General features: G+C 73.3%; 13 protein-coding genes. 10 read left to right on the top strand and 3 right to left on the bottom strand.

Annotation, left to right across the window (positions count from 1 at the left end):
* Positions 1–87 precede the first annotated feature (87 nt).
* Together hypF and BJY14_RS37310 are read left to right on the top strand one after the other, a co-directional pair.
* Positions 88–2286, top strand: coding sequence for a carbamoyltransferase HypF (hypF, locus tag BJY14_RS37305; protein WP_312879604.1), 2199 nt, complete (start codon positions 88–90; stop codon positions 2284–2286).
* Between the two features lie 180 nt (positions 2287–2466).
* On the top strand, positions 2467–3570 hold the full coding sequence (locus BJY14_RS37310) for a hypothetical protein (RefSeq protein ID WP_179847906.1): 1104 nt from the start codon (positions 2467–2469) through the stop codon (positions 3568–3570).
* Positions 3571–3603: 33 nt separating this feature from the next.
* On the opposite strand, the gene BJY14_RS37315 is transcribed toward BJY14_RS37310, so the two are convergent.
* Positions 3604–4005 carry a PPOX class F420-dependent oxidoreductase gene (locus BJY14_RS37315; RefSeq protein WP_179847907.1) on the bottom strand — a complete coding sequence of 134 codons (402 nt, stop codon included), beginning with the start codon at positions 4003–4005 and terminating at the stop codon, positions 3604–3606.
* Positions 4006–4092: 87 nt separating this feature from the next.
* Here BJY14_RS37315 and BJY14_RS37320 point away from each other — a divergent pair, with 87 nt between their 5' ends.
* The 7 genes from BJY14_RS37320 to BJY14_RS37350 all read left to right on the top strand — a co-directional run bounded on the left by BJY14_RS37320 (position 4093) and on the right by BJY14_RS37350 (position 11921).
* Positions 4093–5805, top strand: coding sequence for an MFS transporter (locus BJY14_RS37320; RefSeq protein ID WP_312879605.1), 1713 nt, complete (start codon positions 4093–4095; stop codon positions 5803–5805).
* Positions 5806–5916: 111 nt separating this feature from the next.
* Positions 5917–6972, top strand: a complete 1056-nt coding sequence (locus tag BJY14_RS37325) for a LacI family DNA-binding transcriptional regulator (RefSeq protein WP_179847908.1) — start codon at positions 5917–5919, stop codon at positions 6970–6972.
* Between the two features lie 37 nt (positions 6973–7009).
* Positions 7010–8224 carry an extracellular solute-binding protein gene (locus BJY14_RS37330; RefSeq protein WP_179847909.1) on the top strand — a complete coding sequence of 405 codons (1215 nt, stop codon included), beginning with the start codon at positions 7010–7012 and terminating at the stop codon, positions 8222–8224.
* Entirely contained in the window at positions 8221–9402 is a 1182-nt protein-coding gene (locus BJY14_RS37335) for an ABC transporter ATP-binding protein (protein WP_179847910.1), read from the top strand. Before BJY14_RS37330 ends, BJY14_RS37335 begins: the two co-directional genes overlap by 4 nt.
* Complete coding sequence (locus BJY14_RS37340) at positions 9392–10318, top strand: ABC transporter permease (RefSeq protein WP_179847911.1); 927 nt, start codon at positions 9392–9394, stop codon at positions 10316–10318. Before BJY14_RS37335 ends, BJY14_RS37340 begins: the two co-directional genes overlap by 11 nt.
* Entirely contained in the window at positions 10315–11169 is an 855-nt protein-coding gene (locus BJY14_RS37345) for an ABC transporter permease (RefSeq protein ID WP_179847912.1), read from the top strand. Before BJY14_RS37340 ends, BJY14_RS37345 begins: the two co-directional genes overlap by 4 nt.
* A complete protein-coding gene (locus BJY14_RS37350; protein ID WP_179847913.1) occupies positions 11166–11921 on the top strand; it encodes an SDR family NAD(P)-dependent oxidoreductase in 756 nt (251 codons plus the stop codon). The genes BJY14_RS37345 and BJY14_RS37350 overlap by 4 nt, the downstream gene beginning before the upstream one ends.
* 87 nt (positions 11922–12008) lie before the next feature.
* Here BJY14_RS37350 and BJY14_RS37355 read toward each other — a convergent pair whose 3' ends face one another.
* Positions 12009–13136 carry a DUF2637 domain-containing protein gene (locus tag BJY14_RS37355; protein ID WP_179847914.1) on the bottom strand — a complete coding sequence of 376 codons (1128 nt, stop codon included), beginning with the start codon at positions 13134–13136 and terminating at the stop codon, positions 12009–12011.
* A gap of 287 nt (positions 13137–13423) precedes the next feature.
* Complete coding sequence (locus BJY14_RS37360) at positions 13424–14104, bottom strand: dioxygenase family protein (RefSeq protein WP_179847915.1); 681 nt, start codon at positions 14102–14104, stop codon at positions 13424–13426.
* Positions 14105–14343: 239 nt separating this feature from the next.
* Here BJY14_RS37360 and BJY14_RS37365 point away from each other — a divergent pair, with 239 nt between their 5' ends.
* Positions 14344–15354, top strand: a complete 1011-nt coding sequence (locus BJY14_RS37365; protein WP_179847916.1) for an AraC-like ligand-binding domain-containing protein — start codon at positions 14344–14346, stop codon at positions 15352–15354.
* Positions 15355–15410: the final 56 nt, after the last annotated feature.

Consider the following 15410-nt stretch of genomic DNA (forward strand, 5'->3'; position numbering starts at 1 on the left):
CGCCCCTCCCTTCGCGGAGTCGCCGACGAGACACGCCCGGTGGCCGTCCTCGGCCGTCGGCGCTGGTCGGCGCGGCAGAATGGCGGGGTGGACGTCAGGGTCGGCGTGCGCGTCGAGGGGGTCGTGCAGGGCGTCGGTTTCCGGCCGTTCGTGCACGGTCTCGCGACCGGCCTCGGGCTGTCGGGGCTGGTCGGCAACGACGCGGGCGGCGTGTTCATCGAGGTCGAGGGCGCCCCCGACAGGGTCGGGCGCTTCCTGGACGGGCTGCGCACGCGCCCGCCCCGGCTCGCCCTCGTCGAGCGCGTCACCACCCGGGAGCTGGACGCCGTGGGCCGCGGCGGCTTCGCCATCGTGGGCAGCGACGGGTCCGGTGAGCGCCGGGCCCTCGTGTCGTGGGACGCCGCGACCTGCGATGACTGCCTGCGCGAGATGCGCGACCCGGGCGACCGGCGCCACCGCTACCCGTTCATCAACTGCACCGCCTGCGGGCCGCGGTTCACGATCGTCACGAGCGTCCCGTACGACCGTCCGAACACGACCATGGCGGGCTTCGCGATGTGCGCGCCGTGCGCCGCCGAGTACGAGGACCCGGCCGACCGCAGGTTCCACGCCCAGCCGGTGTGCTGCCCGGCCTGCGGCCCGTCCCTCACCATGCGGCCCCACGCGGGCGAGCCTCTGGACGCGGCGCGGGCGGCGCTCGCGGATGGCGCGGTCCTCGCGGTCAAGGGCCTCGGCGGCTACCACCTCGCGGTACGGGCGGCGGACCCCGGGGGGGTCGCCGCGCTGCGCTCCCGCAAGCACCGCGAGGACAAGCCGTTCGCGGTGATGGTCCCCGACCTGGAGGCGGCTCGGGCCCTGTGCGACCTCTCCGAGGCAGAGGAGGCGCTGCTCGCCGGGCCCCGGCGCCCGATCGTGCTCGCGCGGCGCCGGCCGGACGCGGCCCTCGCGGACGCGGTCGCCCCGGGCAACCGTGCCGTCGGCCTCATGCTGCCCTACACCCCGCTTCACCACCTGCTCGTCACCGAGCCCCTCGTCCTGACCAGCGGGAACGTCTCGGACGAGCCGATCGCCTACCGCGACCGCGACGCCCTGGAGCGGCTCGCCCCCATCGCCGACGCCTTCCTCCTCCACGACCGGCCCATCCACACCCGGACCGACGACTCGGTGATGCGGGCGTTCCGCGGCCGGCCGCTCCCCGTCCGCCGGTCCCGCGGCTACGCGCCCGAGCCGATCCCCATTGCCGCGGGCCGCCCGGTGCTGGCGTGCGGCGCGGAGTTGAAGAACACGTTCTGTCTGACCCGCGACGGCCGGGCGTTCGTCTCCCACCACATCGGCGACCTGGAGAACCACGAGACCCTCCGCGCCTTCGAGGAGGGCGTCGCGCACTTCCGGCGGCTGTTCGGCATCGAGCCCGAACTGATCGCCTACGACCCGCACCCGGAGTACCTGTCCACGAAGTACGCGCTCGACCAGGACCTGCCCGGTGTCGCCGTCCAGCACCACCACGCGCACATCGCCTCGTGCCTCGCCGACAACGGCGCGGACGGCCCGGTGATCGGCGTCGCGTTCGACGGCACCGGGTACGGGACCGACGGCACCCTGTGGGGCGGCGAGTTCCTGGTCGCCGACCTGCGCGGCTTCGAGCGCGCCGGGCACCTGGAACCGGTTCCGCTGCCCGGCGGCGCCGCCGCGATCCGCGAGCCGTGGCGCATGGCGGCGGCCTACGGGGTCCCGGGCGACCTGCCGGTGGCCCGCCGCCCCGGCTGGGCCGCGGTGACCGCCCTGGCCCGGCGCGGCGTCAACGCCCCGCCGACCTCCAGCATGGGCCGCCTCTTCGACGCGGTCGCCGCCGTCCTCGGCGTCCGCGACCGCGTCAACTACGAGGGACAGGCCGCCATCGAACTGGAGCACTGCGCCGACCTCGCCGAGACCGGCGCCTATCGGGCGGCTCTGAACGGCACGGCCGGCTTCACCGTCGCGGGCGGCGACATCGTGGACGCGGTGGTGGCCGACCTCAGGGCGAGCGTCCCCGTCCCGGTGATCGCCGCGCGCTTCCACAACGGCGTCGCGGCGCTCGTCGTCGACGCGGCCTCCCGCATCAGGTCGCAGACGGGCCTCGGCACGGTCGCGCTCTCCGGCGGCGTGTTCCAGAACATGCTCCTGCTCGACCGCGCCGTCTCCGGCCTCGAAGGCGCGGGCTTCGACGTGCTGACCCACCACCGCGTCCCGCCCAACGACGGCGGCATCAGCCTCGGCCAGGCGGCCGTCGCCACCGCCCGCGGCTGATCTGCGAGGCCGCCCTGGCCGGATCCGGCCGCGCGGCCCGGGCACCGGCGATGCTCTCCCGAATGGAGCGTGCCCACCAGGGACGCGGTGCCGCGGGCGCATTCCGCCGCGGTCCCGCGGAACGGCGCCCGCGGTGCGAAACCGCGACGCGGCGCCCCGCCCCGAGGGCATGATCATCGAATGGCGGACGCAGGGGACGAGTCGCGGGAACGCGAGCCGAGATCATGGGTCGTCCGGCGATGGGCGGCCCCGCTGGCGCTGTCGGTGTCCGTCGCCGCCTCCATCGGCGCGGTGCACCTGCTGGTGGACGGGCCGGCGGCCACCGCCGCGCTTCCCGGCGGGCAGCGCATGCCGCGCTTCGTCATCGAGGTCGGGGAGATCGGGAGTTCTCCCCAGGAAGGCGGGCCGAAGCCGTGGTTCCAGGTCAGGGCGGCCGGGGCCGGCGGCGGAGCGCGGGCCGTGGACTCGGTGCCCGCACCGCGATCGGCCGGCCCGGCGCAGTCGCTCATCGCGGGGCCTGGGGGATTGTTCGTGTTCTCCAGCTTCCGGGAGAAGACGTGCACGACCCGTTTCCACCGGTTCCGCCTCACCGGCGGCGGCCGGGTGAAGGATCTCGGGCCGCTCACCAGGGACACCGTCCCGGCGCGCGTGGCCGGGCCGGCCATGAGCCCGGACGGTGAACGGCTCGCCTACGCGACGGCCCCCTGCGCGAAGGCGGCGCGGCCCCAGGCGACGGTGACCGTCCTCGACCTCGGCTCGGGCCGGCGGCGGACCTGGAGCGCGGCCGCGCCCTCCTTCGTCGGCGAGATCGTCTGGGCGCGCGACAGCCGCACGCTCGGCTACACGCTCGGCGATGTGCGGCCCGAGTCCGATCCCCGCCCCTTCCAGAAGCGCAGAGTCGGGAACGTCGCCGTCCACGCCCTCGACACGGGCGGGCGAGGCGCAGACCTGCGGAGCGGCCGCGTCCTGTTCCGGCAGTCCGACGACTCCGCGGCCGTCACCACCGCCGTGATGAACCCGGACGGGCGGACGGGATACGGCGCGATGAAGAAGGCGCGCCCGGCGAGCTTCGTCGTTTTCTCCTTCGCGGCTGGCAGGCCGATGAAGGTCACCCAGACCATCAAGCTCGAACCAGGCGTCGGAACGGCCATCGGCTTCACCACCCACGACGGCCCCCGGTACGCCTGCCTGGGCGGGATCGACTCCTTCGGCAGGACGGACGACCGCGGCTTCATGGAGGCCCTCGGAAGCGACCGGGGGTGCGCGGTCGCCTACGCCACCTGACCGTCCCCCGGACGCCCGCCCTCTGGAGCGGTGTCAGAGGTTGCCCAGGACCCGGGTGGGGGTGATCTCGATGACGACGCGGTTCGGGTTCGGGCGCGGGGGCTTGTAGCGGGCGGTGTAGAGGTCCTCCGCGCGGGTCACGGAGGCCGGGTCGGTCCGCAGGACGGCGCGGCCCTCGATGGTCGACCAGCGGCGGCCGTCCACCTGAGTGACGGCGACGGGCAGGCCGGAGGCGCCGGCGGCCCGGACGTGGCGCGCCTTCGCCGAGGAGGCCGAGGTGATCACGCGGACGGTGCCGGCGTCGAGCGTCGCGCCGACGGGGACCGAGTGCGGGGTGCCGTCCGGGCGGAGGGTGACGAGGGTGCACAGGTGGCGGTCGCGCCAGAAGGCGGTCAGGCGCTCGTCGGTGAGGTCCAGCCGGTGTCGTCCGTCCATCGGAGTAAGCCTATCCGGACTGGCCGGTTTCGACGGTTTTATGATTAGTTAGCGGAAGAAACTATCTGACGACGGGGAGGGGGCGGCGTGCCGTCCAAGCACTATCCGTGGATCGCGCTGAGCAACACCACGCTCGGCATGCTGCTGGCCACGGTCAACTCCTCGATCGTGATCATCTCGCTGCCGGCGATCTTCCGCGGCATCCATCTGAACCCCCTCGAACCGGGCAATGTCAGCTACCTGCTCTGGATGCTGATGGGCTACATGCTCGTCTCGGCGGTGCTGGTGGTGACGCTCGGCCGGCTCGGGGACATGTTCGGGCGCGTCCGGATGTACAACGCCGGGTTCGCGGTCTTCACGGTCGGGACGCTCGTGCTGGCGCTGGATCCGCTGCACGGGGGCGCCGGTGCGCTCTGGCTCATCGGCTGGCGGGTGTTCCAGGGGATCGGCGGCGCCATGCTGATGGCGAACTCGGCCGCGATCCTCACCGACGCGTTCCCCGCCCACCGGCGCGGCATGGCGATGGGCGTCAACCAGGTCGCGGGCATCGCCGGGACGTTCATCGGGCTGGTCGCGGGCGGGCTGCTGAGCGAGATCAACTGGCGGCTGGTGTTCTTCGCCTCGGCGCCCATCGGCGTCGCCGGGACGATCTGGGCCTACCGGAGCCTGGTCGAGACCGCCACGCGGGCGGTCGGCGCGAGGATCGACTGGCTCGGCAACGTGACGTTCGCGGTCGGGCTGACCGCGCTGCTCGCCGCGATCACCTACGGCATCCAGCCCTACGGCGGGCACGACATGGGCTGGACGAACCCCTGGGTGCTCGCCGGGGTGATCGGCGGCGTCGCCGTCCTGGCGCTGTTCTGCTGGATCGAGACCAGGGTCGAGCAGCCGATGTTCCATCTGAGCCTGTTCCGCATCCGGGCGTTCGCGGCCGGCAACCTGGCCGGGCTGCTCGCCGCGATCTCGCGCGGCGGGATGCAGTTCATGCTGATCATCTGGCTGCAGGGCATCTGGCTGCCGCTGCACGGCTACGACTACGAGGACACCCCGCTGTGGGCGGGCATCTACCTGCTGCCGCTCACCGCCGGCTTCCTGGTCGCCGGGCCGATCTCGGGGCACCTGTCCGACCGGCACGGCGCCCGCGCGTTCGCCTCCGGCGGGCTGGTGCTGTCGGCACTGGCGTTCGCGGGGCTGCTGGTGATCCCGACCGACTTCGGGTACACCACCTTCGCGCTGCTGATCTTCCTCAACGGGATCGGCTCCGGGCTGTTCGCCGCCCCGAACACGACCGCGATCATGAACTCGGTCCCGGCGGACCAGCGCGGCGTGGCCTCCGGGATGCGCGCCACCTTCATGAACGCCGGCATGGTGCTGTCGATCGGCGTGTTCTTCTCGCTGATGATCGCCGGCCTGGCCGACACGCTGCCGAGGACGCTGACGCAGGGCCTGACCGAACACGGCGTCCCGGCCGGGCCGGCCGCGCGGGTGGGCGAGCTGCCGCCGGTCGGCACGCTGTTCGCGGCGTTCCTCGGCTACAACCCGATCCAGAACCTGCTCGAACAGTTCCACGCGCTCGGCGGGCTCGCGCCGGACGACGTGGCCACGCTCACCGGCCGCTCGTACTTCCCGCACCTGATCTCCGAGCCGTTCCACCACGGCCTGGTCATCGTGTTCGGCCTGGCGATCGCGATGTCGCTGGTGGCGGCGCTGGTGTCGCTGCTGCGCGGGCGCCGCTACGTGCACGACGACGAGGCCTCCGGCGAGCCCGCGCTGCAGAAGACCGGCCGCGGCGCCGCCTGACCGGAGGCCGCCTGACCCGAGCCAGACCGAAGCCCCCCGGCCCCCGCCCGGCCGGGGGGCTTTCCGGCGCGCTATTGACACTGTTCCGCAAACGTTTTCATAATCCTGGGCATGGGCGGCACGGGCACCGGCGGAGGCGGGGCCGCCCGCCGCGGTGCCTCCGGGCCGGGCGGCGGCCCCCGGGCCTCGATCCGGGCCGTGGCGACCCTCGCCGGGGTGTCGCCCTCCACGGTCTCGCGCGCCCTGAACAACCCGGAGCTCGTGAACGCCGAGACCCGGCGGCGCGTGCTCGAATGCGCCGAGCGGCTGGGCTACCGGCCGAACCGGGCGGCGCAGTCGCTGGTCCTCGGCCGGACCCGCAACGTCGGCCTCATCGTCCCCGACATCGCCAACCCGTTCTTCGCACCGTTCATCAAGGGCGTCGAGGCGTACTTCCGGGACACCGAGTACGCGGTGTTCCTGGCCGACACCGACGAGGACACCGCGACGGAGGTCCGGCTGGCCGAGGCCATGGTCGAGCGGGTGGACGGGCTGATCCTGTGCGCCCCCCGCATGACCGGGGCGCGGCTGCGCGCCGTCGCGGCCAGGACCGCCGTGGTGCTGGCGAACCGGACCAGCGGGGCGGCGCCGTCGGTCCTGCTCGACTTCCGGCCCGGCATGGAGCAGGCGGTCGCGCACGTCCACGCGCTCGGCCACCGCCGCTGCGCGTACCTGGCCGGCCCCGCCAACTCCTGGTCCAACCGGCAGCGGCGCAGGTTCCTCGGCGCCGCCTGCGCGGAGCGCGGCATCGAGCTGGTGGACCTCGGCCCGTACGAGCCGCGCTTCACCGGCGGGTACCGGGCGGCGGACGAGGTGCTCGCCGCCGGCGTCACCGCGGTGTTCGCCTACAACGACCTGGTCGCGCTCGGCGTGCTGTCCCGGCTCGCCGCGCGCGGCGTCCCGGTGCCCGGCGAGCTCAGCATCGTCGGATTCGACGACGTCCCGATGGCCTCGATGACCAACCCGCCGCTCACCAGCGTGGCCATGCCCGTCAACGCGCTGTCGCGGGCGGCCGCCGCGACCGTGCACGCGATGCTCGACCCCCGGGCGCCGAAGGCGCCGCCGCTGCCGCCGGCCACCGAGCTGGCGACCCGACTGCTGATCAGAGGCACCACCGGGCCGGCGTGACCGGCCCAGGACCGCACGTCCTGCCTGGAGGACCGCCATGAGAACTCCACGATCCGCACTCCTCACCCTCGCCGCCGCCGGCCTGCTGATGACCGCCTGCGGGGCGCCCGACTCGGGCGGCGCCGCCTCCGAACCCGCCGCCTCGGACGTCCGGCTCCCGTCCAAGCCCGTCACCCTCAACATCATCGACGTCGCCGGGAACCTCCAGCTCACCCAGCAGATCTTCGAGAACTACAGGAAGGCGCACCCCGGCCTCGTCAGCAGGATCACCTACACCAAGGCCACCGCGCCCGAGCTGGCCGGCAAGGTCAAGGCGCAGCAGGACGCCGGACGCCTCGACATCGACCTCGTGCTGACCGGCACCGACGGCCTCTCCGCCGGCCTGGAGCAGAACCTGTGGGTCGACCTCGCCGGCAAGTACGCCGCCAAGCTGCCCGACCTGAGGTCGCAGTACCTGGAGCCCGCCTCCAAGATGCAGGACCTCGCGCAGGGCCGGGGCGTCGTCGTGACGTACTACCCCTCGGGCCCGCTGCTGGAGTACGACCCGAAGAGGGTCCCGGACCCGCCGAAGACGGCCGAGGCCCTGCTGGCCTGGGCGAAAGCGCACCCCAAGAAACTGGAGTACGCCCGCCCGTCCAACTCCGGCCCCGGACGGACGTGGCTCATGGGCCTGCCCTACATCCTCAAGGACTCCGACCCCAAGGACCCCGCGAACGGCTGGCCCAAGACCTGGGCGTACCTGAAGGACCTCGACCGGTACATCGAGTACTACCCGACCGGTACCACGCAGACGATGAAGGAACTGGGCGAGGGCACCCGCGACATCATCCTCAGCACCACCGGCTGGGACATCAACCCGCGCGTCCTCGGACAGGTGCCCAAGGACGTGAAGATCCAGCCCTTGGAGGGCTTCACCTGGGTCACCGACGCCCACTACATGGTCGTCCCCAAGGGCGTGTCCGGCGGGAAGCTCGCCGTCCTGCTCGACCTGGTGAAGTTCGCGCTCCGGCCGGAGCAGCAGGCGGTCACCTACGACAAGGGCTACTTCTACCCGGGCCCCGCCGTGAAGGGCGTGACGCTCGCCATGGCCCCGCCCGAGAGCCAGAAGGCGATCAAGGAGTACGGCCGTCCCGAGTACGACTCGCTGATCGCCGCGAACCCCAAGGCCCCGCCGCTCGACGCCAAGGCCCTCGTCGCCGCCTTCGACCGGTGGGACCGCGAGGTCGGCGGGCAGAAGGTCAAGCAGTCATGACGGCGGGCACCGCGACGGAACGGGACCCGCGGGCCGGGTTCGGGCGGCTGCGGCTGGACGGCGTCACGCGGCGGTTCGGGAAGGCGACCGCGCTGAGCGGGTTCGATCTGCGGATCGAGGGCGGCGAGTTCATCGCGCTGCTCGGGCCGTCCGGATGCGGGAAGTCGACCGCGCTGAACTGCCTGGCCGGGCTGCTGCCGCTGTCCGGCGGCGCGATCTGGCTGGACAAGGAGCGCATCGACACGCTGCCGCCCGAGCGGCGCGGGTTCGGGATGGTGTTCCAGAACTACGCGCTGTTCCCGCACCTGTCCGTCCGCAGGAACGTGGCGTTCGGGCTGGCGGTGCGGCGGGTCGGGAAGGCGGAGACCGCGCGGCGGGTGGACGAGGCGCTGCGCACCGTCGAGCTGACCGAGCACGCCGCCAAGCTTCCCGGGCAGCTGTCGGGCGGCCAGCAGCAGCGGGTCGCGATCGCCCGCGCGATCGTGCTGCGGCCGAGGCTCGTGCTGATGGACGAGCCGCTGTCCAACCTCGACGCCAAGCTCCGCGTGCAGATGCGCACCGAGATCCGGCGCATCCACCAGGACCTCGGACTCACCACCGTCTACGTGACGCACGACCAGGAGGAGGCGCTCGCGCTCGCCGACCGGGTCGTGGTGCTGCGCTCGGGACGGATCGAGCAGGTCGGGACGCCCGAGGACGTCTACACCCACCCGGCCGGCACCTACATCGCCGGGTTCATGGGCTACCGGAACCTGCTGGAGTTGCCCGTCCTGTCGTCCGGCGACGGCACGGTCCGCCTCGGCGGCGAGGACGGGCCGGTCCTGACCGGGCGGAGCCGGGAGCCGATCGGCGGGCCGCGCGCGGTCGCGGCCGTCCGGCCGGAGGACTTCAGGGTCGCCGGGTCCCCCGACACGGCGACGGGCGAGAACCTCGTGAGGGTCCGCGTCGAGGTGGCGGAGTTCCACGGCCGCGAGGTCGCCGCCGAGGGCGTGACGGACGGCGGGCGCGTCATCCACTTCCGGACGCCGGAGCGGGTCGCGCCGGGGGACCGGGTCGCGCTGACCGTCCCGCCCGACCGCGTGCTCGTGTTCGGGGAGAGCGTGCGGGAGGCGGCGCGGGCCCTCGACGGACCCGCCGCCGAGGCCCTCGGCAAGAGCGGGGTGCGCGATGGCGGTTGAGGCTCCCGCCCGCGCGGAGGCGCGGGCGCCCCGGCGCGGCGGCCTGCGGCACCGGCTCGCCGAGCGCGGCGTCGACCGCGTGCTGCTCCTTCTGCTGCCCGCCGTGCTCGTCGTCGCGCTGCTGTTCCTCTACCCGATGATGTACGGGGTGGGTCTGTCGCTGCAGCCGAAGGACGGCGGCGGCCCGTTCGGCAACTACACCGGCTTCTTCCGCGACCCCTACCAGCGCGGCACGATCTGGAAGACGCTCAGGCTCGCGCTGCCCGCCGCCCTGATCAACGTCGGCGCGTCGGTGCCGATCGCGTACCGGCTGCGCGGCCGGTTCCGCGGCCGGCGGCTGCTGACGGCGCTGCTCGTCCTGCCGGTGACGCTCGGAACCGTCCTGGTCGCCGACGGCCTGCTGCGCTACCTCGGCCCCAAGGGCTGGTTCAACCGGGTGCTGCTCGACCTCGGCGTCGTGGACGAGCCCGTCCGGCTCGTCTACAACTACTGGGGCGTGCTGTTCTCGCTGCTCATCACCGGGTTCCCGTTCGCGTTCCTGCTGGTGCTGGCCTACATGTCGGGCATCGACCCGACGCTGGAGCGGGCCGCGGCCACGCTCGGGGCCGGGCCCTGGCAGCGGATGCGGCGGATCGTCCTCCCGCTGCTCGCTCCGGGGCTCGCGACGACGTTCGTGCTCGCGTTCGTGCTGGCGTTCTCGGTGTTCCCGTCCGCGAACCTCGTCGGCGAGCCGGCCGGGGAGACGCGGGTGATGGCGATCGCCGCCTACCAGGCGGCGTTCGAGAAGTACGACTACTCGATGGCCTCCACCATCGCCGTGCTGATGGGCGTGTTCGAGCTGCTCGTCATCGCGGTCACGCTGCTGCTGCGCGGCCGCCTCTACACCGGCCCCGCGACGGGAGGTAAGGGATCATGACCGCCGTCTCGCGCCCGCGCGGGCTGCCGAGGGTCCGGCCGGGCGGCTGGGCCGTCTGGCTGTTCGTCGCGTTCTTCCTGCTGAACCTGGCCGCGCTGATCCTGTCCGTGGTCGTGAACTCGTTCGGCACGAAGTGGTTCGGCGGATGGCTGCCGGAGGGCTTCACGGGCGCGTGGTACTCCGACGCCTGGGCGGAGTTCGCGCTCGGCGACGTGCTGACCGCGACGCTGGAGATCACCCTGATCGTGGTCGCGCTGTCGCTGCTGGTCGGCGTCCCCGCCGGATACGCGCTGGCCCGGCGCGACTTCCCCGGCAGGCGGGTCGTGACGGTCCTGCTGCTGCTCCCCGTGGCGCTGCCGCCGATCACCTACGGGATCCCGCTCGCGACCGTCCTGTACAAGGTGCACCTGGCCGGGACGATGACGGGCGTGGTCGCGGCGAACCTCGTCCCGGCGCTGCCGTTCGTCGTGCTGGTGGTGACGCCGTTCGTGGAGCAGATCGACGCGAACGTGGAGTCGGCGGCGCGGATGTGCGGCGCCCGCACCCGGCAGGTGTTCGCGCGGGTGCTGGTTCCGCTGCTGCTGCCGGGGATCCTCGCCGCCGGGATCCTCGTGCTCGTGCGGACCGTCGCCATGTTCGAGCTGACGTTCCTGGTGGCGGACGCCGACAGCCAGACGCTGATCGTCGCGCTCTACGGCGCCGCGTTCACGCCCGGGATCCGCGCCGCCCAGGCCATCGACGCGATGGCCGTCGTCTACATGGCCCTGTCGGCGGTGCTGCTGGTCATCGCCCTGATGTTCGTCAATCCGACGCAGATCGTCGCGCAGGTGAGGGAGGCCCCGGCCGAATGAGCGCCGTCCGGTTCGACTACACGGGGGAGCGGGTGCTGGTCACCGGCGCCGCGGGGCTGATCGGCCGCGCGCTGGTGCGGCGGTTCGCCGACGCGGGCGCCGCCGTGCTCGCCGTCGACGTGGACGCCGCCGGCCTCGCGGTCCACGACGGCGATCGGCGGGTGGCCACGATGCCCGGCGACCTGGCCCGCGAGGACGTCGCCGACGCCGTCTTCGCCAGGCTCGCGCGCGACGGCGGCCTGGACGTGCTCGTCAACAACGCCGCGATGACCGGGGTGCGCACCCCGTTCGCCGACATCGGCGCCGGCGTCTGGGACGCGGTGGTCGCCGCCAACCTGCGCTCGGCGTACCTGCTGTCGGTGCGGGCGGTCCGCCACTGGCGCGACGCCGGGCGCGGCGGGGCGATCGTCAGCCTGTCCTCGCCGGGCGCGTCCCGCGCGCACGAGAACCAGAGCGCCTACGACGTGACCAAGGCGGGCATCGAGGCGCTCAGCCGGGCGATCGCCGTGGAGCTGGGCGGCCTCGGCATCCGCGCGAACTGCATCGCGCCCGCCAGCGTCGTCGAGGAGGTCCGGCCCGCGACCGACCTCCCCGCCGGCCGCACCACCGCTCCGGAGGAGGTCGCGGACGCGGCGCTGTTCCTGGCGTCCCCGGCGGCGGCGCAGCTCAACGGGCACGTCCTTCGCGTGGACGGCGGCCTGCACGCGCGTCTGCGGACCGGACCGTCCGAGGAGCGGGGACGCGACTCCTGAGAAGCGCGCCCGTGACGGGCGGAGAACGCGGAACGGCCGCCCGCGGTGGCGGGCGGCCGTTCCGGAAGGCGCGCAAGCGCGCCGGCGTCAGACGCGCCAGGACTGGACGAGCGCGTCCAGCGTCACCTGGTCGTAGACGATGCCCTGGGCGTTCAGCTCCTGGGCGACGAGCTCGCCGTCGCCGTGGTGCTTGGCCAGCAGCCGGTACACCGCGTACGGGAACCAGTGGTTGTCGCTGATCCGCTGGATCTCGGCCTCGTCGCAGCGGTAGCCCTCGGCCCTGACCTCGGCGAGCGTCGCGGCGACGTCGCCGTGGCGCCGTTCCAGGATGTCGATGACCAGGGACCGCAGGTTCTCCGGCGCGGGCCCGGCGGGCACGTCCTCCTCGGGGGCGGTGCCGTAGGAACTGCGCCCGTTCAGGCTGCCGCGCGACGCGGCGCTGACCACGGCCAGCTCCGGCTCCGGCTCCGGCTCGGGAGCGGGGGCCGGCGCGGGTGCGGGCGCGGGCTCGGTCGCGGCGGGGGCCGCGGCCGGAGCGGAGGCCGCCGGTGCGGCCGGGGCCGGAGCGGCCTCGCCCGCGGGCGCCGCCTTGGGCTCGGCCCTGCCCGACGTCCCGGACTCGATCGCCTTGCCGGAGTACCCCGGCACCTGGATCTGCGCGAACGGGCCGGTGTTGCGCAGCGGCATCAACGTGATCTGGTTCAGCGTGACGGGCCCGGCGATCGCGCGCGTCTGCGGCTCGGGCTGCTTGGTCTCCTCCTCCTCGGTCCTCTGCGACACGTACCGGTGCAGCGTCCGCAGCAGGACGAACAGGCCGAGCATCGACACGATCGGCGGGACCGCGGCCGTCGCCTGGAAGGAGAAGGTCTTGTGGCCGACGTGGCCGACGTTGAAGATCAGGCTGGCCGTCCAGCCCGCGAGGGCGATGGTCAGCGGCAGGCAGAAGTCGAGCCAGCTCATCAGGGCCCGGCGCTTGATGACGAAGGCGTCGATGGCCAGCAGGAACAGCCCGAGCTCACCGACGATGATGAACAGGTCGACCAGCAGGGGGAACGACTCGGCCTTCCAGCCCCGCAGGCCGTGTTCCAGGGCCCAGTGATAGAGACCGGCATAGGACTGGGCGAAGCCACCGGCGGTGGCGGTCAGGACCGCGGCCGCCATGAAGGCGATGGCCCCCCACCGTGTGATGACCTGTGCCCGGTTGGCAGCGCTCATGCGCGTGTGCTCCCAGATTCCTTACACAACCAAAAGTGATCGGTGGGAGACTATCCATTCCTTTGCCGTTTCGTGGGCGAATCGCATCACGTCTCGGTCCCGTTCCCCGCGAAACGGCGCGGCGCGCCGGTGGGAACTCACGAAAAACCGCAGGCGGGGCGCCCCCGCAGACTCTTGGCGGGCGCCCCCGCAGAGTCATAGCGGGCGCCCCCGCCAAGGCGCGCCGGTGCCTTGGCGGGGGCGGGATTCCGCGGGAGCGGTGACGGAATCCGGCCGCGGAACCCCGGTCAGGGAACCTGCAGGACGAAGTCGAACTTCGCGGTGCGCCCGCTGGGACCGGTCTGGACCTTCATGAGCAGCGCGGGGTCGTAGAGCATGTCGGAGCTGTTCCGGGGCTCGTTCGGGAAGTAGAGCTGCGTCGTCAGGATCTGCTGGTACGGGGCCTGGGCCTTCACGTGGATGTGCCGGGTGCGGCCGGGGTAGAGGCCGGGCACGATCGTCGTGAGGGTGAATCGTCCGGAAGCGTCCGTGTATTGATGTCCACGGAGCTTATAGCCGTAGTTGTCGTAATTGCCGTAGTAGTCCGCCTGCCAGAAGTCGAGCAGGGCGTGGGCCACCGGCGCGCACGACATCGAGTAGACGATCCCGGACACGGTGAGGGGGGTCCCCGGCATGCCGGGGGTCACGATCGAGGCGCGCTCGGGGGAGCCGGGCTTGAAGTAGGGGCCCTCCATCTGCGAGTGCGTCGGGGAGTCGTCCCCGTCGTCGCACTTGGGCGTCGGGGTGAGGGGCCGCTGCTCCGTGCGGGCCTGCGCGGGCGCGGCCACCGCGGACACGGCGGTGGGCAGCGCGAGCGCGCCGATGCCCGCCGCGCCCGCGGCGACGATGAAGTTCTTGCGGCTGATGCCGTTCTCCTGGCCGTCACCGGGGTCGTGGCCGGTGGCGGTTTCCTGCTCGTCCGCTGTCATGGGGGTTCCTTCGGGGGTCGTCCGGGATCTTCCGGTTGGCGGGGCTCCCTGGGAGTCGGTCCGCGACATGTATAAGCCGCCCGGGAAGGGGCGGTCTTGCCGCTGCGTGCCGTCACTTTGGCGGCGAGTGCCAAAGCCCGCCCGAAGCGTCGTGCTGACTCGCTCATTGACCTTCCTGACGGGCCGTAGAAGCCTTGCGGGTGGCGTCCGAGACCCCGCCCGCCGACCGGAGGAGCGTCATGCCCACGCTCGTTGACACCTCGGACCACCCTGCCCGCGACCAGGCGGACTTCTGGCGCCACCTGATCAGCTCGGCCTTCGGGCCCTTCCACGTCCAGCCGCGCCTGCCCGGCGGGTTCGCCGCCCGGCTGAGCGGCCGGGCGCTGGGCCCGGTGGAGGCCGGCGACGTGTACGCGCCCGCGCACGCGGTGCGGCGCAGCGCCCGGCAGATCGCCCGCGACACACGCGAGTGCTACAAGCTCGGCCTGGTGCTGCGAGGCTCGTGCGTGCTGCGGCAGAACGGCCGCCGCGCCGTGGTCGGGGCGGGGGACGTGGTGTTCTACGACCTCACCCGTCCGGTCGAGATCGCCTTCGACGCCCACCACATCTTCACCGTCGTGATCCCGCACAGCGCCGTCCCGCTGCCGCGCGAGCGCCTCGCCGCGTTCGGCGGCACCCTGCTCGGCGGGCGGGGCCGGACCGGGCGGCTCGTCTCGTCCTTCCTCGCCGCCCTGGCCGAGAGCGGCGAGGAGGACGCGGCGCGGAACGGGGCCGCGGCCGGCGACCCGCTCGGGACCGCGCCCGACGAGATCTACGCCCACCACCTCGGCGGCGCGCTGGTCGAGCTGGTCACCGGCGCGGCCGGCGAGTGGCTGGGCGCGCCGCCGTCCCCGTCGCCGGAGGGAGCGGAGATGCTGCGGGCGATCGAGGAGTGGATCGAGGCGCGCCTGCACGACCCGTCGCTGAGCCCCGCCGCGATCGCGGCCGCGCACCACATCTCCGTCCGCCAGCTCTACCGGGTGTTCGCGCCGACCGGGACGACCGTCGCCCGGTACGTCCGGACCCGCCGCCTGGAGCACTGCCGCCGCGAACTCGGCGACCCCTTCCTCGGCACCCAGCGGATCGGCGCGATCGCCAACCGCTGGGGCCTGCCTGACGCGGCCGCCTTCAGCCGCGCGTTCCGCGCCGCCTACGGGCAGACCCCCAGCGACTACCGCGCCCGCACCACCGGCATCCGGCGGGACGCGTAGCGCCGCGCGATCCCGCCCGGCGCGAATCGATCCCCGTATCCCGGGAACGCGAAGAA

The sequence above is a fragment of the Actinomadura luteofluorescens genome, assembly GCF_013409365.1.
In the GTDB taxonomy this organism is placed as follows: Bacteria; Actinomycetota; Actinomycetes; order Streptosporangiales; family Streptosporangiaceae; genus Spirillospora; species Spirillospora luteofluorescens.

Bases quoted from the DNA above. Each gene is read 5' to 3' on its own strand.
- BJY14_RS37310 (WP_179847906.1), top strand. From the start codon at position 2,467: ATGGCGGACGCAGGGGACGAGTCGCGGGAACGCGAGCCGAGATCATGG.
- BJY14_RS37315 (WP_179847907.1), bottom strand. From the start codon at position 4,005: ATGGACGGACGACACCGGCTGGACCTCACCGACGAGCGCCTGACCGCC.
- BJY14_RS37325 (WP_179847908.1), top strand. From the start codon at position 5,917: ATGGGCGGCACGGGCACCGGCGGAGGCGGGGCCGCCCGCCGCGGTGCC.
- BJY14_RS37330 (WP_179847909.1), top strand. From the start codon at position 7,010: ATGAGAACTCCACGATCCGCACTCCTCACCCTCGCCGCCGCCGGCCTG.
- BJY14_RS37335 (WP_179847910.1), top strand. From the start codon at position 8,221: ATGACGGCGGGCACCGCGACGGAACGGGACCCGCGGGCCGGGTTCGGG.
- BJY14_RS37340 (WP_179847911.1), top strand. From the start codon at position 9,392: ATGGCGGTTGAGGCTCCCGCCCGCGCGGAGGCGCGGGCGCCCCGGCGC.
- BJY14_RS37345 (WP_179847912.1), top strand. From the start codon at position 10,315: ATGACCGCCGTCTCGCGCCCGCGCGGGCTGCCGAGGGTCCGGCCGGGC.
- BJY14_RS37350 (WP_179847913.1), top strand. From the start codon at position 11,166: ATGAGCGCCGTCCGGTTCGACTACACGGGGGAGCGGGTGCTGGTCACC.
- BJY14_RS37355 (WP_179847914.1), bottom strand. From the start codon at position 13,136: ATGAGCGCTGCCAACCGGGCACAGGTCATCACACGGTGGGGGGCCATC.
- BJY14_RS37360 (WP_179847915.1), bottom strand. From the start codon at position 14,104: ATGACAGCGGACGAGCAGGAAACCGCCACCGGCCACGACCCCGGTGAC.
- BJY14_RS37365 (WP_179847916.1), top strand. From the start codon at position 14,344: ATGCCCACGCTCGTTGACACCTCGGACCACCCTGCCCGCGACCAGGCG.